Raw genomic sequence first — 15179 nt, 5'->3', positions numbered from 1 at the left:
GCGTTTCCTGGGCCCGCCCGGAACGGTATCCACAGGCTGTGGACAAGCCGGGAGCGCGGGGTGGCCGCTGGCGTAGCATGCAAGGGAATCGTCCGGTACCCCCCGCGGACTGGAACGGAAGGCCCGCAGTGTGAACGCAACAGCTTCCAAGGACCCGCTCGACGCCAGGGACCGCCCCGCCCGGCTCACCGTCGGCGTGGTGGGGGCGGGCCGTGTCGGCCCCGCCCTGGCCGCGTCCCTCGCCCTCGCCGGGCACCGCCCGGTCGCCGTCTCCGGGGTCTCCGACGCCTCGCGACGGCGTGCCGCAGACCTCCTCCCCGACGTACCCGTCGTGACCCCCGCCGACGTCCTCGCACGCGCCGAGCTCGTCCTGCTGACCGTCCCCGACGACGCCCTCCCCGGGCTGGTCGAGGGGCTGGCCGAGACCCGGGCGGTCCGCCCCGGACAGCTCCTCGTCCACACCTCCGGGCGGTACGGGACGAAGGTGCTGGACCCCGCGCGCCGGGCCGGCGCCCTGCCCCTCGCGCTGCACCCCGCGATGACGTTCACCGGCACCTCCGTGGACGTCCAGCGGCTGGCCGGCTGCTCCTTCGGGGTCACCGCGCCCGACGAGCTGCGGCTCGCCGCGGAGGCGCTGGTCATCGAGATGGGCGGCGAGCCGGAATGGATCGCGGAGGAGTCCCGTCCGCTGTACCACGCGGCCCTCGCCCTCGGCGCGAACCACCTGGTCACCCTGGTCGCCCAGTCGATGGAACTGCTGCGCACCGCCGGGGTCACCGCCCCCGACCGGATGCTCGGCCCCCTGCTCGGCGCCGCCCTGGACAACGCCCTGCGCTCCGGCGACGCGGCGCTCACCGGACCGGTCGCGCGCGGTGACGCCGGCACGGTCGCCGCGCACCTCGGCGAGCTGCGTGCCCACGCCCCGCAGACGGTCGCCGGTTACGTCGCGATGGCCCGCGCCACCGCGGACCGCGCCCTCGCCCACGGCCTGCTCAAGCCGGAGCTGGCCGAGGACCTGCTCGACGCCCTGGCGGACGGCGGCACCGGCAGGCAGGGCCCCGGCGGCCCGACCGGCCCCGACGGCCCGAACCCTTCCGGCGACACCGGCACCGGACCGGAGGAGTCCCGATGACCGCCACCGCATCCACCACCCCGGTCCTGCTCGACACGGCCGGTGAGCTGCGTGCGTACGCCCCCGGAGGGAAGCGGGCCGTCGTCATGACGATGGGCGCCCTGCACGAGGGCCACGCCTCGCTCATCCGCGCCGCCCGCGCCCACGCGGGCCCCGCCGGGCAGGTCGTCGTCACCGTCTTCGTCAACCCGCTCCAGTTCGGCGAGGCCGCCGACCTCGACCGCTATCCGCGCACGCTCGACGCCGACCTCGCGGTGGCCGGCGCGGCCGGCGCCGACGTGGTCTTCGCGCCCTCCGTGGACGAGGTCTACCCGGGCGGCGAGCCCCAGGTCCGGATCTCGGCGGGCCCGATGGGCGAGCGCCTGGAGGGGGCCTCGCGCCCCGGCCACTTCGACGGCATGCTCACCGTCGTCGCCAAGCTGCTCCACCTCACCCGCCCGGACACCGCGTTCTTCGGGCAGAAGGACGCCCAGCAGCTGGCGCTGATCCGGCGCATGGTGCGCGACCTCAACTTCCCGGTGGAGATCACCGGCGTGGAGACGGTCCGGGAGCCGGACGGCCTCGCGCTGTCCAGCCGCAACCGCTTCCTCGACCCGCACGAGCGCCGCACCGCGCTCGCCCTGTCCCGGGCCCTGTTCGCGGCCCGCGACCGGCTCGCCGCCCAGGCCGCCCTGCACGCCCGCGCACAGGCCACCGGCGCCACCGAGGACCGGGCCGCCGGGCTCAACCGGCTCGGCGAGGCCCGTCTCGCGGCCGACGCCCAGGCGGTCGCCCGGGCCCGCCCGGACGCCGGACCCGCCGCCGTGCGCGCCGCCGCCCGCACGGTCCTGGAGGACGCCGAGGCCGCGAGCCCGCCGCTCGCCCTGGACTACGTGGCGCTCGTGGACCCGGCCGACTTCACCGAGATCCCCGACGACCGCGCCGCCGGTGAGGCGATCCTCGCCGTCGCCGCCCGGGTCGGCGCCACCCGCCTCATCGACAACATCCCCCTCACCTTCGGAGCGACCCCGTGACCGGAATACGGCTGACCGCCCCCGCACCCGGCTGGTCCATCGACGCCGACGTCGTGGTCGTCGGCTCCGGCGTCGCCGGACTCACCACCGCCCTGCGCTGCGCCGCCGCGGGCCTCGCCACCGTCGTGGTGACCAAGGCCCGCCTGGACGCCGGCTCCACCCGCTGGGCCCAGGGCGGCATCGCCGCGGCCCTCGGCGAGGGGGACACCCCCGGACAGCACCTGGACGACACCCTGGTCGCCGGCGTCGGCCTCTGCGACGAGTCCGCGGTGCGGGCCCTGGTCACCGACGGCCCGGGCGCGGTGCGCCGGCTGATGGAGACCGGCGCCCGCTTCGACACCGACGACGACGGCTCGGTCGCCCTCACCCGCGAGGGCGGCCACCACCGCCGCCGCATCGTCCACGCGGGCGGCGACGCGACCGGCGCCGAGGTCTCCCGCGCCCTGGTGGAGGCGGTCCGCGAGGCCGCCCTGCACACCGTCGAGAACGCCCTCGTGCTCGACCTCCTCACCGACGCCGAAGGCCGTACCGCCGGGGTCACCCTGCACGTCATGGGCGAGGGCCAGCACGACGGCGTCGGCGCGGTCAACGCCCCGGCCGTGGTCCTGGCCACCGGCGGCATGGGCCAGGTCTTCTCCGCCACCACCAACCCCTCGGTCTCCACCGCCGACGGCGTGGCGCTCGCGCTGCGGGCCGGTGCGGAGGTCTCGGACGTGGAGTTCGTCCAGTTCCACCCCACCGTCCTCTTCCTCGGCGCCGGCTCCGAGGGCCAGCAGCCGCTGGTCTCCGAAGCGGTACGCGGCGAGGGCGCCCACCTCGTGGACGGCTCCGGTACGCGCTTCATGCTCGGGCAGCACGAGCTGGCGGAGCTGGCCCCGCGCGACATCGTCGCCAAGGGCATCACGCGCCAGATGCAGCTCAAGGGCACCGACCACATGTATCTCGACGGCCGCCACTTCGGCGCCGAGATGTGGGAGAACCGCTTCCCGACCATCCTGGCCGCCTGCCGGTCCCACGGCATCGACCCGGTCACCGAGCCGATCCCCATCGCCCCCGCCGCGCACTACGCCTCCGGCGGCGTCCGCACCGACCTGCGGGGCCGTACCACCGTCCCCGGCCTGTACGCCTGCGGCGAGGTCGCCTGCACCGGGGTGCACGGCGCGAACCGGCTGGCGTCCAACTCGCTGCTCGAAGGACTCGTCTTCGCCGAGCGCATCGCCGCCGACATCGTGGCCGACCGCCCCCACGCGGGCGAGGCGGTCGGACCCGACGGGACGCCCGTCCCCCTCCTCGCCCCCGAGACCCGGCTCACGGTGCAGCGCGCCATGAGCCGGGGCGCCGGGGTGCTGCGCTCCGCCGAGAGCCTGGCCACCGCCGCCGCCGAGCTGGAGGAGCTGCGGCTCGGCGCCCACGAGACCGGGGCGGCGGGCAGCAAGCCCGCGGTGCCCGGCGTCGAGGCGTGGGAGGCCACCAACCTGCTGCTCGTCGCCCGGGCCCTGGTCGCCGCCGCCCGCGCCCGCGAGGAGACCCGCGGCTGCCACTGGCGCGAGGACCGGCCCGAGCGCGACGACGCGCAGTGGCGCCGCCACCTCGTCGTACGGCTCGGTCCGGACGGCGCTCTCGTCCTCCGTCGGACGGATACCGAGGCATTCGGGCCCGTGGACGCGCCCGGGGCACCAGACTGCGCAGCGACGAGCACCACCCACCCCACTCCCGAGGAGCCGTAACCGTGAGCACGCCCGAAGAGAATCCGCGCCCCACACCCGTGGACGTCCCGCTGATCCGGGTCGGCGCGCCCGCCCCCGCCGCGGGCGGCTGCGGGGACGGCTGCGGCTGCGGCGGCGACGAGGAGTACGAGGAGTGCGGGCTCGACCCCGCGCTCGCCCAGCTCCTCGTCGAATCCGGCCTGGACCCGATCCAGGTCGAGGACATCGCGCACCTCGCCATCGCCGAGGACCTGGACGGCGGGGTGGACGTCACGACCGTCGCCACCGTCGCCGAGGACGCCATGGCCACCGGCGACTTCACCGCCCGCGAGGCAGGTGTGGTGGCCGGGCTGCGCGTGGCCGAGGCGGTCCTGTCGATCGTCTGCACCTCCGAGTTCGAGGTCGAGCGGCATGTCGAGGACGGCGACCGCGTCGCCCCCGGCCAGAAGCTGCTGACCGTCACCACCCGCACCCGCGACCTCCTCACCGGCGAGCGCAGCGCCCTCAACCTGCTCTGCCGCCTCTCCGGCATCGCCACCGCCACCCGCGCCTGGGCCGATGTGCTGGAGGGCACCAAGGCCGAGGTCCGGGACACCCGCAAGACGACGCCCGGGCTGCGCGCCCTGGAGAAGTACGCGGTGCGCTGCGGCGGCGGCGTCAACCACCGGTTCTCGCTGTCCGACGCCGCGCTGGTCAAGGACAACCACGTCATCGCGGCGGGCGGGGTCGCCGAGGCGTTCAAGCGGGTCAGGGAGGAGTTCCCGGACCTCCCGATCGAGGTCGAGGTGGACACTCCGGCCCAGCTCGCCGAGGTGCTGGACGCGGGCGCCGACCTGGTCCTGCTGGACAACTTCACCCCGGCCGAGACCGCCGAGGCGGTCGCCCTGACCGGCGGGCGCGCGATCCTGGAGTCCTCCGGCCGGCTCACCCTCGGCACGGCCCGCGCGTACGCGGAGGCCGGGGTCGACTACCTCGCCGTGGGCGCGCTGACCCACTCCTCGCCGATCCTGGACATCGGCCTGGACTTCCGCGACACCGACGGGGCCGGCGCCTGATGCTGCTCACCATCGACGTCGGGAACACCCACACCGTCCTCGGCCTGTTCGACGGCGAGGAGATCGTCGAGCACTGGCGGATCTCCACGGACGCCCGCCGCACCGCCGACGAGCTGGCCGTGCTGCTCCAGGGCCTCATGGGCATGCACCCGCTGCTCGGCATGGAGCTGGGCGACGGCATCGAGGGCATCGCGATCTGCTCCACGGTCCCGGCCGTGCTGCACGAGCTGCGCGAGGTGACCCGCCGCTACTACGGCGACGTCCCCGCCGTGCTCGTGGAGCCCGGCATCAAGACCGGGGTGCCGATCCTGATGGACAACCCGAAGGAGGTCGGCGCGGACCGCATCATCAACGCGGTCGCCGCCGTGGACCTCTACGGCGGCCCGGCGATCGTGGTCGACTTCGGCACGGCCACCACCTTCGACGCGGTCTCGGCCCGGGGCGAGTACGCCGGCGGCGTCATCGCGCCCGGCATCGAGATCTCCGTCGAGGCGCTGGGCGTCAGGGGCGCCCAGCTCCGCAAGATCGAGCTGGCCCGGCCGCGCAGCGTCATCGGCAAGAACACCGTCGAGGCCATGCAGGCGGGCATCATCTACGGCTTCGCCGGCCAGGTCGACGGGGTCGTGGAGCGGATGAAGAAGGAGCTGGCGTCCGACCCGGACGACGTCACCGTCATCGCGACGGGCGGCCTTGCTCCGATGGTGCTGGGCGAGTCCTCCGTCATCGACGAGCACGAGCCCTGGCTGACCCTCATCGGGCTCCGCCTGGTGTACGAGCGCAACGTGTCCCGGCTGTAGCGAAGGGCCCCTGACCGGCGGCTCCGGGTGTGACGACGCTCCGGGGCCGCCGCGCCATCGACGACCAGTTAAGCCGATTTTGTCCCATTAGCACGTATTGTCGCGTCATGCCCACGCCCTACGGATCACGCGGCGGTATGGCCTTCAGCGCGGACGAGCTGCGAGTGCTCCGACGCGCCCTCGCCTTCGCGCTGCACCCCGCGCCCCTGCCCGACGAGGATGTCCAGGACTGCCTGCGGCTGGCGGGCAGCGTGGACGAGGCCGTCGCCGAGGCCGGACGGCTGCGCGCCTTCCTCCTCGCCGACCTCGTCCGCTACCGCGACGCCCTGCCCGGCTCCCTCACCGGCTATCTGGAGCTCCTCCAGGACGCCCTGGCCGCCGGATACGACCCGCTCCCCGAGGACCTGGCCGCGCTGCGCGCCCTGCGCGGCGGCCCGCTCGCCGCGGCCCTCCTGGAGCGCTGCCAGATGATCGCGGAGGGCTCGGTGCGCGCCCGGCTCGCCGGACGGGCCGTGCCCGCGACCGCCCCGGCGCCCCGCAGCCGGCTGCTCGCCCTGCCCGGCGGGCGCGCCGCCGAGCCGGACAGGCCGAAGGCGCCGCCGGCCCCGGCCCGCCCCGTGCCGCCGTCCGAGCGCCCGGCCCCGAAGCCCTCCGAGGTCTTCCCGCCGCGCCGCCCCGTACCGCAGCCGCCGCAGCGCCGCGCGGGGTAGGGCCTCTCCGGGAGCCGGGAAGCCGCTCGCTACTCTGGAGGGCATGGACTACGTATCCGCGCTCGTGCCCCCCGTGGTGATGGCCGCCTTCTTCATCGGCCTGGTCGTGACGATCGTCAAGAGCCAGGGCGGCCCCAACAAGGCCAAGGAGGACGCGGCCGTGGACGCGGCGATCAGCCGCGCCGAGTCGGTGCAGCAGACCCCGCGTACCGAAGGGGCCTGACCCCTCCGGGCGCGCCCGGCGCTCCCGAAAACGAAAGGGCGTACGACTCCCGAGGAGTCGTACGCCCTTTTGCTGTGCGAATAGCTACGCATTCCAGACATCTGGCACTAAGGTGACGCTGTGCCCCGTCAATTGGGAGAGCTCGAAGACGCCGTGATGACACGGGTCTGGGAATGGAACCGTCCGGTCACTGTGCGGGAAGTCCTTGAGGACCTTCAGCAGGAGCGGTCCATCGCCTACACCACCGTCATGACGGTAATGGACAATCTCCATCAGAAGGGCTGGGTCCGCCGCGAAGTGGAGGGCCGCGCATATCGATATACGGCCGTCTCCACCCGCGCCGCATACGCCGCCGCCCTGATGAACGAAGCCTGGTCGCTCAGCGACAACCCGGCGGCCGCGCTCGTCGCGTTCTTCGGGATGATGTCGGCCGAGCAGCGCGAGGCTCTGCGCGACGCGATGCGGATCGTTCTGCCCACTCTTCCCGAGGACGGCGCGGCCCCCGCGGACGAAGCCGGGGATGGCGAAGCCCGTGAAGCGGCCGATGGCGCGGAGCCGGAGACCGGGCGATAGCGTCTGCGTATGTCCTCAGAGCTTCCGCAAACCGATTCCCAGACCGAACCGTCGGTTATAAACGTGGCCATCACCGTCCGGCGCGCACGGACGAGCGATGTGCCCGCCGTCCGTCGTCTCCTCGACGGCTACGTGCGGGAAGGCATCCTCCTCGACAAAGCCACGGTGACGCTTTACGAGGACATCCAGGAGTTCTGGATCGCCGAACGCGACGAGGACGCCTCGGTCGTCGGCTGCGGTGCGCTGCACGTCATGTGGGAGGACCTCGCCGAAGTCCGTACGCTCGCCGTCGACCACGGCCTCAAGGGCGCCGGAGTGGGCCACCAGGTCCTCGACAAGCTGCTCCGGACCGCCCGCTGGCTGGGTGTCCGCCGGGTTTTCTGTCTCACCTTCGAAGTCGACTTCTTCGCGAAGCACGGCTTCGTGGAGATCGGAGAGACGCCCGTCGACGGAGATGTCTACAGCGAGCTGCTGCGTTCCTATGACGAGGGAGTCGCGGAGTTCCTCGGTCTCGAACGAGTGAAGCCGAACACCTTGGGCAACAGCCGGATGCTTCTGCACCTGTGACCGCGCGAAGAGCGGGAAGAGGAGCGCGCGCCCCTATGTCCGAATCGCGCATGTTTCCCGTCTCCTTGAGCTGCTGAACCTCTCCCGGGGGTTTGTGTTTTCCGGTGAAAAGCGGTTTCCTTTCCGCGTACTCCATTTTCGATGAAAGGAAATCCGGTGGCACAGAAGGTTCAGGTCCTTCTTGTTGACGACCTCGACGGTGGCGAGGCGGACGAGACGGTGACGTTCGCGCTGGATGGCAAGACGTACGAGATCGACCTCACCACCAGCAACGCGGACAAGCTGCGTTCCCTTCTCGAGCCCTACGCGAAGAACGGCCGGCGTACCGGTGGCCGTGCGGCGTCGGGACGTGGCAAGGGCCGCGCCGTCTCCGGTGGCAACAAGGACACCGCCGAGATCCGTAAGTGGGCCCGCGAGAACGGCCACAATGTGAATGACCGCGGTCGCGTTCCCGCCGAGATCCGTGAGGCTTACGAGAAGGCCAACGGCTGAGCCACGGGCTCATCGTGGAACAAGCCCGCCCGGGCACGCGCCAGTCGGGCCCGGTGGCATTCCGTCGCCACGGCGTCCACGAGCCGGACGAGGTCGGGAGCATCGCCACGCGCGCTCCCGAAGCCGGAGAAAGCCGGGAGAACCGGCGCTTCGTCCTGTTCCCGTGACGGCCTGGGGGGCCGCAGCCAGGAGGCGGCCCCCGGCTCCGCCGGACGTCCGGGCGGCGGCGGAGCGGTGATCCGCCCGCCCGCGCCCAGACCGGTCAGCGACAGCGCGACCCCGCCCCACTCCAGCCAGTCGAGCAGCCCCGGCAGCTCCTCCGCGCTCCCCGGCGCCACCAGCAGGCTCATCCGCAGCCCCATGAGCACCACCGGCCCCGTCGGGCCCACCCGCCGCAGTGCCGCGTGTCCGGCGACGGCGGGGACGACGAGCACGTCGAACCGCAGCCCGGTCAGCAGCCGCACCGGTGCACCGCCCGCCGTGGCCCAGCCCATCTCCCGCTCGTACCACCCGGCCCAGCCGTCCCACGGCTCGCCCCGGGCGTCACCGCCCAGCTCGACGGCGGGCGGGACACGGGGCGGCGGGACGGTGAGGGTCATGACGGAACAACCCCCGACCGGCTCCCCAGGTTACGTACCGCGCACACGCGACCGCGTAGGGTGTCCGGGTTGGGGGCGTACGGGCGCATTCAGGAGTACGAAGATGTTCGCCCGTAGCGGAGGGAACCCGCGTACGCCGCATGGACTGTCTGTAATTGCGGGTAAGACATCCCTAGTGGGGAGGGGCGACACGCAAGCCATGCACGTCTCACGTTCGCCATCGGCGTACTGGCGACTGGGGTATTGGCCTGGCCTGCGGGAACATCGTCTCGCACCATCGGGTTGGAGCAGTTGTCGGCGTTCGGGGCGGGCGATCCCCCGGGAAGCAGGGCCGGGTGTCGGCAGTTGAAATGAGCGGTCCCCGCTTGCGGGACTAAGCTGCGGAAGGACAGGGAGGGGACCGACCCCTTACTGCCTGACCGCTCTGAGGAGCGATTAACGATGTTCGAGAGGTTCACCGACCGCGCGCGGCGGGTTGTCGTCCTGGCTCAGGAAGAAGCCCGGATGCTCAACCACAACTACATCGGCACCGAGCACATCCTCCTGGGCCTGATCCACGAGGGTGAGGGTGTCGCCGCTAAGGCCCTGGAGAGCCTCGGGATTTCGCTCGAGGCGGTCCGCCAGCAGGTGGAGGAGATCATCGGCCAGGGCCAGCAGGCCCCGTCCGGCCACATCCCCTTCACGCCCCGAGCCAAGAAGGTCCTGGAGCTGTCGCTCCGCGAGGCCCTCCAGCTCGGCCACAACTACATCGGCACGGAGCACATCCTGCTCGGCCTGATCCGCGAGGGCGAGGGCGTCGCCGCCCAGGTCCTCGTGAAGCTCGGCGCCGACCTGAACCGGGTGCGCCAGCAGGTCATCCAGCTGCTGTCCGGATACTCCGGCGGCAAGGAGGCGGCCACCGCAGGCGGCCCCGCGGAGGGCACTCCCTCCACGTCGCTGGTGCTCGACCAGTTCGGCCGCAACCTCACGCAGGCCGCCCGCGAATCCAAGCTCGACCCGGTCATCGGGCGCGAGAAGGAGATCGAGCGGGTCATGCAGGTGCTCTCCCGCCGTACGAAGAACAACCCGGTGCTCATCGGCGAGCCCGGCGTCGGCAAGACCGCCGTCGTCGAGGGCCTGGCCCAGGCCATCGTCAAGGGCGAGGTGCCCGAGACCCTCAAGGACAAGCACCTCTACACCCTCGACCTCGGCGCCCTGGTCGCCGGCTCCCGCTACCGCGGTGACTTCGAGGAGCGCCTGAAGAAGGTCCTCAAGGAGATCCGCACCCGCGGCGACATCATCCTGTTCATCGACGAGCTCCACACGCTGGTCGGTGCGGGTGCCGCCGAGGGCGCCATCGACGCGGCTTCGATCCTGAAGCCCATGCTGGCGCGCGGTGAACTCCAGACCATCGGTGCCACCACGCTCGACGAGTACCGCAAGCACCTGGAGAAGGACGCCGCGCTGGAGCGCCGCTTCCAGCCCATCCAGGTCGCGGAGCCGTCGCTGCCGCACACCATCGAGATCCTCAAGGGTCTGCGCGACCGCTACGAGGCCCACCACCGCGTGTCCATCACGGACGAGGCGCTGGTCCAGGCCGCGACGCTGGCCGACCGGTACATCTCGGACCGCTTCCTGCCGGACAAGGCGATCGACCTGATCGACGAGGCCGGTTCCCGGATGCGCATCCGCCGGATGACCGCGCCGCCGGACCTCCGCGAGTTCGACGAGAAGATCGCGGGCGTGCGCCGCGACAAGGAGTCGGCCATCGACTCCCAGGACTTCGAGAAGGCAGCCTCCCTGCGCGACAAGGAGAAGCAGCTGCTGGCGGCGAAGGCCAAGCGCGAGAAGGAGTGGAAGGCCGGCGACATGGACGTCGTGGCCGAGGTCGACGGCGAGCTCATCGCCGAGGTCCTCGCCACCGCCACCGGCATCCCGGTCTTCAAGCTGACCGAGGAGGAGTCCTCCCGGCTGCTGCGCATGGAGGACGAGCTCCACAAGCGCGTCATCGGGCAGAAGGACGCCATCAAGGCGCTCTCGCAGGCCATCCGCCGTACGCGGGCCGGCCTGAAGGACCCGAAGCGCCCCGGTGGCTCGTTCATCTTCGCCGGCCCGTCCGGTGTCGGTAAGACCGAGCTGTCCAAGACGCTCGCCGAGTTCCTCTTCGGTGACGAGGACGCGCTGATCTCCCTCGACATGTCGGAGTTCAGCGAGAAGCACACGGTCTCCCGCCTCTTCGGTTCGCCCCCCGGTTACGTGGGCTACGAGGAGGGCGGCCAGCTCACCGAGAAGGTGCGCCGCAAGCCGTTCTCCGTCGTCCTCTTCGACGAGGTCGAGAAGGCCCACCCCGACATCTTCAACTCCCTGCTCCAGATCCTGGAGGACGGTCGCCTGACCGACTCCCAGGGCCGGGTCGTGGACTTCAAGAACACGGTCATCATCATGACGACCAACCTCGGGACCCGGGACATCTCCAAGGGCTTCAACCTGGGCTTCGCCGCCCAGGGCGACGTCAAGACGAACTACGAGCGGATGAAGGTCAAGGTCAACGAAGAGCTCAAGCAGCACTTCCGGCCCGAGTTCCTCAACCGTGTCGACGACACGGTCGTCTTCCACCAGCTCAGCCAGGAAGACATCATCGAGATCGTCGACCTGATGATCGCGAAGGTGGACGAGCGGCTCAAGGACCGTGACATGGGCATCGAGCTCAGCACGGACGCCAAGAAGCTGCTCGCCAAGAAGGGCTACGACCCCGTGATGGGCGCCCGGCCGCTGCGCCGGACGATCCAGCGCGAGATCGAGGATGTCCTCTCGGAGAAGATCCTCTTCGGCGAGCTGCGCCCCGGCCACATCGTGGTCGTCGGCAGCGAGGGCGAGGGCGACGACGAGAAGTTCACCTTCCGCGGCGAGGAGAAGTCGGCTCTGCCCGACGTCCCGCCGATCGAGCAGGCGGCGGGCGGCGGCCCGAACATGACGAAGGAAGCGTGACAGGCGCCTTCCGCCTCGTGCGGCAGTAGCGTCCCGAGCGTCCGAAGGGGCGGCCCCGGACCGGTTTCGACCGGCCGGGGCCGCCTCTTTTCGCGTCGTGGACACCGTGACAGCGGCGTCACAGGAACGTTCCGGTCGCGTTCGCTACGCGCATGGAGCGAAAATCGCTCGTTAATCTGGCCCCGCTTCGGGCGGTCGGCCCGGGTGGGGCTTTTCGATTGCGAACGAGGAGCCCGGGATCGCGCATGAACGAGGGGGACGGGCACGCCATGGGCAGAGTCGACGTGTCGCGCAGGCGGATGATCAAGCTGGCCGGAGCCGGGGCGGGGCTGGCCCTGCTGGGCGCCGGGACCGCGGCCTGCGGCCCGGCCGAGGAGCCGGTCGAGGGCGGCGGTCCGGGTTCGCCGAAGCCGGGGGAGTCCGGTAAGCCCGGCGGCGACGCCCCCGCGCCGGGCGGGAAGCCGAAGCCGGCCTGGCAGCACACCACCACCTACGACGGGCTGGCCTGGATCTCCGCGGTCGCCGTGGTCGACAACGTGGTGCTGGTCTCCGGCGACCCGCTGGTGGCCCGCGACCTGACCACCGGCAAGGAGCTCTGGTCCCGCGCCGAGGTGACCACCCCGGGCGCGAGCATGCTCATCGGTGACGGCACCCTCTACCTGGCCGGCGCCCGCTACGACGGCAACATCATCGGGCTCGACCCCAAGACCGGCAAGGACACCTGGCGCAGCCGGCTCGGCGACAAGGAGTACTCCCAGCCCCGGGTCATCGCCGCCGACGCCGATCACGTCTATGTCGTCGCCGGAATCCTGGACAAGGACTTCCGGACCCCCGACAACGTGATCGCCGCCATCGACACCTCCTCCGGCAAGGTCGTCTGGCGCGAGCAGCGCGACCACGGCACCGAGGCCAACGGCCTCACCGCGCGGGTCTCCGGCAAGCGCCTCGTCTACACGGACTTCCGCGAGAACCTCACGGTCCGCGACACCGCCACCGGCCACCAGGTCTGGACGAAGAAGACCGGCCGCAGCAGCAACCGCGGCTTCGAGGTCCACGAGGGCCTGGTCATCATCGCGACCGGCGAGCAGCTGCGCGCCTTCGACCTGGAGACGGGCGCCGAGCGCTGGTCCCTCGCGACCGAGAAGTACAGCCGCTTCAACGACCCCGCCGTTCTGGACGGCGTCCTCTACGTCTCGGACACCGTCCACGCCCTGTGGGCGGTCGACCCGGCGACCGGAAAGCGGCACTGGCACAACCCGGAGAGCCTGGACATCGACGCCCCCTGGCAGTTCGCCGAGGTGGGCGGTGTCCTCTACGGGGCGACCACGTTCGACAAGAACGGCGGCATCCACGCCTTCGACCCGGCGGACGGCAAGCTGCTCTGGACGTACAACGACGGCTCCGGCGACCTCGACCGCTGGTACCTGGCCTCGGGCGGCAGGAACCTGGTCGCGCTGCATGCGAAGAAGGTGACCGGGCTGCCCGTGGGGTAGCGATCGGCACCGGGCCGAAGGTCCCGAAACGGACGGCCTTCGGTCCCACCGCCGGTGACAAGGCGCACAGGCCGATTCGGGCCTACTAGCCGCCTTAGGAGCAACGGGTCCGATCCGTCGCGGGCCTTTCGGCCCTGCGGCGGACGGGCCCTCTGTGCATTCGGGGACGTATGCCCGCATGGAGGGCGTATGTCCGGTTGGGGCGGTTTGGAACTGGGCCTAAACCTGTTCCGGAGGGGGACTTCCGGGCGTCTTCCGGAGGGGTCCGACAGGGGTCCGCCGGGCGAATTCCCGGGATGCTCTCTACGGCTTTTGATCGTAGATGGGGTGTTTGAGCACCGGCGGGGGTGCGGGTTACCAAGGTATGGCCAGCCCGGCACACCGCCGGGTCCAGTCATCTCCGGAGGATTTCCGCTTATGTCGAAGCGCGTTACGTTCCAGTCCCGCCGCCCGTCCGTGTCCCGTATGCGTGGCGCCGTGGTGGCAGCCGGTCTGGGGACGTCGATGGTTCTCGGTGCGGGTGCTGCGTTCGCGGCCGGCACTGCGGACGCCCCCCAGGCCCCCGCCCTGGTCTCCTCGGCCACCGCCGACTCGGTCGCCAAGCAGGCGACCGCGCAGGGCAAGGCCGCGGCCAAGCACGAGGCCGAGAAGAAGGCCGACGCGGCGAAGAAGAAGGCGGCCGCGAAGAAGAAGGCCGCGGCCAAGAAGAAGGCCATCGCCAAGCTTCCGTGGGAGACCCCGGTCAGCAAGTACGAGCTGAGCGCCAGCTTCGGCAACGACGGCAGCCGCTGGGCCCACAAGCACTCCGGCCAGGACTTCGCCGTGCCGATCGGCACCAAGGTCGAGGCCGCCCACAGCGGCACGATCGTGAAGGCCGGCCCGAACGGCGGCGGCGACGGTCCCGCGTACGGCAACGCCATCGTGATCTCGCACGGCAACGGCACGTACTCGCAGTACGCGCACCTGTCCAAGATCGACGTGCACATCGGCCAGCACGTGAAGAAGGGCGAGAAGATCGCCCTGTCCGGCAACACCGGCAACTCCAGCGGCCCGCACCTGCACTTCGAGATCCGGACCACCCCGAACTACGGTTCGGCGGTCAACCCGGTCAACTTCCTGCACAAGCACGGCATCAACGTCTGATCCGGCCCGTGCTCCCGGCCCCCCGGCCCCTGCTCCCGAGCAGGGTTACCGGGGGGTTTCCGGGTCGTGGGCCCGGGTGACCAGTTCGACGGCGACTTCGAGAGCGGCCTTGCGCTTCTCCTCGGGGTCGCCTTCGACATCCTTGAGTGCGAGCATCCCGGCATGCAGGGTGAAGAGCGCGCTGAAGCACCGCACCTGGTCGGTGAGCGGGGCGTCCGGTTCCTTGATCAGGTCCACCAGGCCGAGGACCCGGTGCTTGATCGTGTCGCCGATGCTCAGATCCCGTACCGTCGCCTGGTTCTCCTGCATGAAGCGGAAGAGCGGGGCGGCGTCGGCCATCGCGTCGCTGTAGCGGCGGAGCAGCTCCGTCTTGGTCTCCAGGGTGCGCGGCTGCGTCTCGCCCCAGGCGATCAGCTCCTCCACCGGCCGGTTCAGGTCCTCGAAGATGCTGACGAGGATGTCTTCCTTCGTCTTGAAGTGGTAGTAGAGCGCCGCCTTGGTGACGTCCAGCTTCTCGGCGATCTCGCGGAGCGAGGTCTTCTCGTAACCCTGCTCGGCGAAGAGCTGCAGGGCGACGTCCTGGATGCGCTGGCGCGTGTTGCCCCGGCGCGGCTGCGGCGTGCTGCCCATGGTGCTCTCCCAATTAACTTACTTGACGCCCGGCTAGTTACGGGGCTACCTTCCTCCAGTGTAAGCAACTAGCCGGGCG

The 15179-nt window shown here is 71.3% G+C and carries 15 protein-coding genes; 13 read left to right on the top strand and 2 right to left on the bottom strand.

Annotation, left to right across the window (positions count from 1 at the left end; all coding sequences use genetic code 11):
• Positions 1 to 130 precede the first annotated feature (130 nt).
• From ACFZAT_RS14980 to ACFZAT_RS14935, 10 genes are all read left to right on the top strand, one after another.
• Complete coding sequence (locus ACFZAT_RS14980; RefSeq protein WP_391264356.1) at positions 131 to 1132, top strand: DUF2520 domain-containing protein; 1002 nt, start codon at positions 131 to 133, stop codon at positions 1130 to 1132.
• A complete protein-coding gene (gene panC / locus ACFZAT_RS14975; protein WP_391264354.1) occupies positions 1129 to 2145 on the top strand; it encodes a pantoate--beta-alanine ligase in 1017 nt (338 codons plus the stop codon). The genes ACFZAT_RS14980 and panC overlap by 4 nt, the downstream gene beginning before the upstream one ends.
• Positions 2142 to 3872, top strand: a complete 1731-nt coding sequence (locus ACFZAT_RS14970; RefSeq protein WP_391264352.1) for an L-aspartate oxidase — start codon at positions 2142 to 2144, stop codon at positions 3870 to 3872. The genes panC and ACFZAT_RS14970 overlap by 4 nt, the downstream gene beginning before the upstream one ends.
• Before the next feature lie 2 nt (positions 3873 to 3874).
• Positions 3875 to 4906, top strand: a complete 1032-nt coding sequence (nadC, locus tag ACFZAT_RS14965; protein ID WP_391264349.1) for a carboxylating nicotinate-nucleotide diphosphorylase — start codon at positions 3875 to 3877, stop codon at positions 4904 to 4906.
• Positions 4906 to 5703, top strand: a complete 798-nt coding sequence (locus ACFZAT_RS14960; protein WP_391264347.1) for a type III pantothenate kinase — start codon at positions 4906 to 4908, stop codon at positions 5701 to 5703. Before nadC ends, ACFZAT_RS14960 begins: the two co-directional genes overlap by 1 nt.
• A gap of 137 nt (positions 5704 to 5840) precedes the next feature.
• On the top strand, positions 5841 to 6413 hold the full coding sequence (locus tag ACFZAT_RS14955) for a hypothetical protein (protein WP_391265010.1): 573 nt from the start codon (positions 5841 to 5843) through the stop codon (positions 6411 to 6413).
• Positions 6414 to 6456: 43 nt separating this feature from the next.
• Positions 6457 to 6636, top strand: coding sequence for a hypothetical protein (locus ACFZAT_RS14950; protein ID WP_018102269.1), 180 nt, complete (start codon positions 6457 to 6459; stop codon positions 6634 to 6636).
• A 120-nt stretch (positions 6637 to 6756) separates the two neighbouring features.
• Positions 6757 to 7209 carry a BlaI/MecI/CopY family transcriptional regulator gene (locus ACFZAT_RS14945; protein WP_391264344.1) on the top strand — a complete coding sequence of 151 codons (453 nt, stop codon included), beginning with the start codon at positions 6757 to 6759 and terminating at the stop codon, positions 7207 to 7209.
• A 9-nt stretch (positions 7210 to 7218) separates the two neighbouring features.
• A complete protein-coding gene (locus ACFZAT_RS14940) occupies positions 7219 to 7776 on the top strand; it encodes an amino-acid N-acetyltransferase (RefSeq protein WP_328900836.1) in 558 nt (185 codons plus the stop codon).
• Between the two features lie 156 nt (positions 7777 to 7932).
• The gene (locus ACFZAT_RS14935) at positions 7933 to 8268 is read left to right on the top strand and encodes an Lsr2 family protein (RefSeq protein WP_018102272.1); all 336 of its coding nucleotides are present in this window, start codon (positions 7933 to 7935) and stop codon (positions 8266 to 8268) included.
• Here ACFZAT_RS14935 and ACFZAT_RS14930 read toward each other — a convergent pair.
• Entirely contained in the window at positions 8247 to 8867 is a 621-nt protein-coding gene (locus ACFZAT_RS14930; protein WP_391264341.1) for an SCO3374 family protein, read from the bottom strand. The two genes, ACFZAT_RS14935 and ACFZAT_RS14930, sit on opposite strands and share 22 nt — an antisense overlap.
• Before the next feature lie 441 nt (positions 8868 to 9308).
• On the opposite strand from ACFZAT_RS14930, the gene ACFZAT_RS14925 reads away from it, so the two are divergent.
• From ACFZAT_RS14925 to ACFZAT_RS14915, 3 genes are all read left to right on the top strand, one after another.
• A complete protein-coding gene (locus ACFZAT_RS14925) occupies positions 9309 to 11834 on the top strand; it encodes an ATP-dependent Clp protease ATP-binding subunit (protein ID WP_073966320.1) in 2526 nt (841 codons plus the stop codon).
• A gap of 245 nt (positions 11835 to 12079) precedes the next feature.
• A complete protein-coding gene (locus tag ACFZAT_RS14920) occupies positions 12080 to 13327 on the top strand; it encodes a PQQ-binding-like beta-propeller repeat protein (RefSeq protein ID WP_391264338.1) in 1248 nt (415 codons plus the stop codon).
• A gap of 417 nt (positions 13328 to 13744) precedes the next feature.
• On the top strand, positions 13745 to 14470 hold the full coding sequence (locus ACFZAT_RS14915) for a peptidoglycan DD-metalloendopeptidase family protein (RefSeq protein WP_391264336.1): 726 nt from the start codon (positions 13745 to 13747) through the stop codon (positions 14468 to 14470).
• Between the two features lie 45 nt (positions 14471 to 14515).
• Here the strand turns inward: ACFZAT_RS14915 and ACFZAT_RS14910 are convergent, their stop codons facing one another.
• The gene (locus ACFZAT_RS14910) at positions 14516 to 15100 is read right to left on the bottom strand and encodes a TetR family transcriptional regulator (protein WP_391264334.1); all 585 of its coding nucleotides are present in this window, start codon (positions 15098 to 15100) and stop codon (positions 14516 to 14518) included.
• Positions 15101 to 15179 lie beyond the last annotated feature (79 nt).

Origin of the sequence: Streptomyces sp. NPDC008163 (genome assembly GCF_042956885.1) — a bacterium.
Taxonomy (GTDB): domain Bacteria; phylum Actinomycetota; class Actinomycetes; order Streptomycetales; family Streptomycetaceae; genus Streptomyces; species Streptomyces drozdowiczii_A.
This window is presented reverse-complemented; position numbering and strand designations above follow the sequence as displayed.

Coding starts and splice junctions, on each gene's coding strand:
- panC (WP_391264354.1), top strand. CDS start 1,129: ATGACCGCCACCGCATCCACCACCCCGGTCCTGCTCGACACGGCCGGT.
- ACFZAT_RS14960 (WP_391264347.1), top strand. CDS start 4,906: ATGCTGCTCACCATCGACGTCGGGAACACCCACACCGTCCTCGGCCTG.
- ACFZAT_RS14955 (WP_391265010.1), top strand. CDS start 5,841: ATGGCCTTCAGCGCGGACGAGCTGCGAGTGCTCCGACGCGCCCTCGCC.
- ACFZAT_RS14950 (WP_018102269.1), top strand. CDS start 6,457: ATGGACTACGTATCCGCGCTCGTGCCCCCCGTGGTGATGGCCGCCTTC.
- ACFZAT_RS14940 (WP_328900836.1), top strand. CDS start 7,219: ATGTCCTCAGAGCTTCCGCAAACCGATTCCCAGACCGAACCGTCGGTT.
- ACFZAT_RS14930 (WP_391264341.1), bottom strand. CDS start 8,867: ATGACCCTCACCGTCCCGCCGCCCCGTGTCCCGCCCGCCGTCGAGCTG.
- ACFZAT_RS14925 (WP_073966320.1), top strand. CDS start 9,309: ATGTTCGAGAGGTTCACCGACCGCGCGCGGCGGGTTGTCGTCCTGGCT.
- ACFZAT_RS14920 (WP_391264338.1), top strand. CDS start 12,080: ATGAACGAGGGGGACGGGCACGCCATGGGCAGAGTCGACGTGTCGCGC.
- ACFZAT_RS14915 (WP_391264336.1), top strand. CDS start 13,745: ATGTCGAAGCGCGTTACGTTCCAGTCCCGCCGCCCGTCCGTGTCCCGT.
- ACFZAT_RS14910 (WP_391264334.1), bottom strand. CDS start 15,100: ATGGGCAGCACGCCGCAGCCGCGCCGGGGCAACACGCGCCAGCGCATC.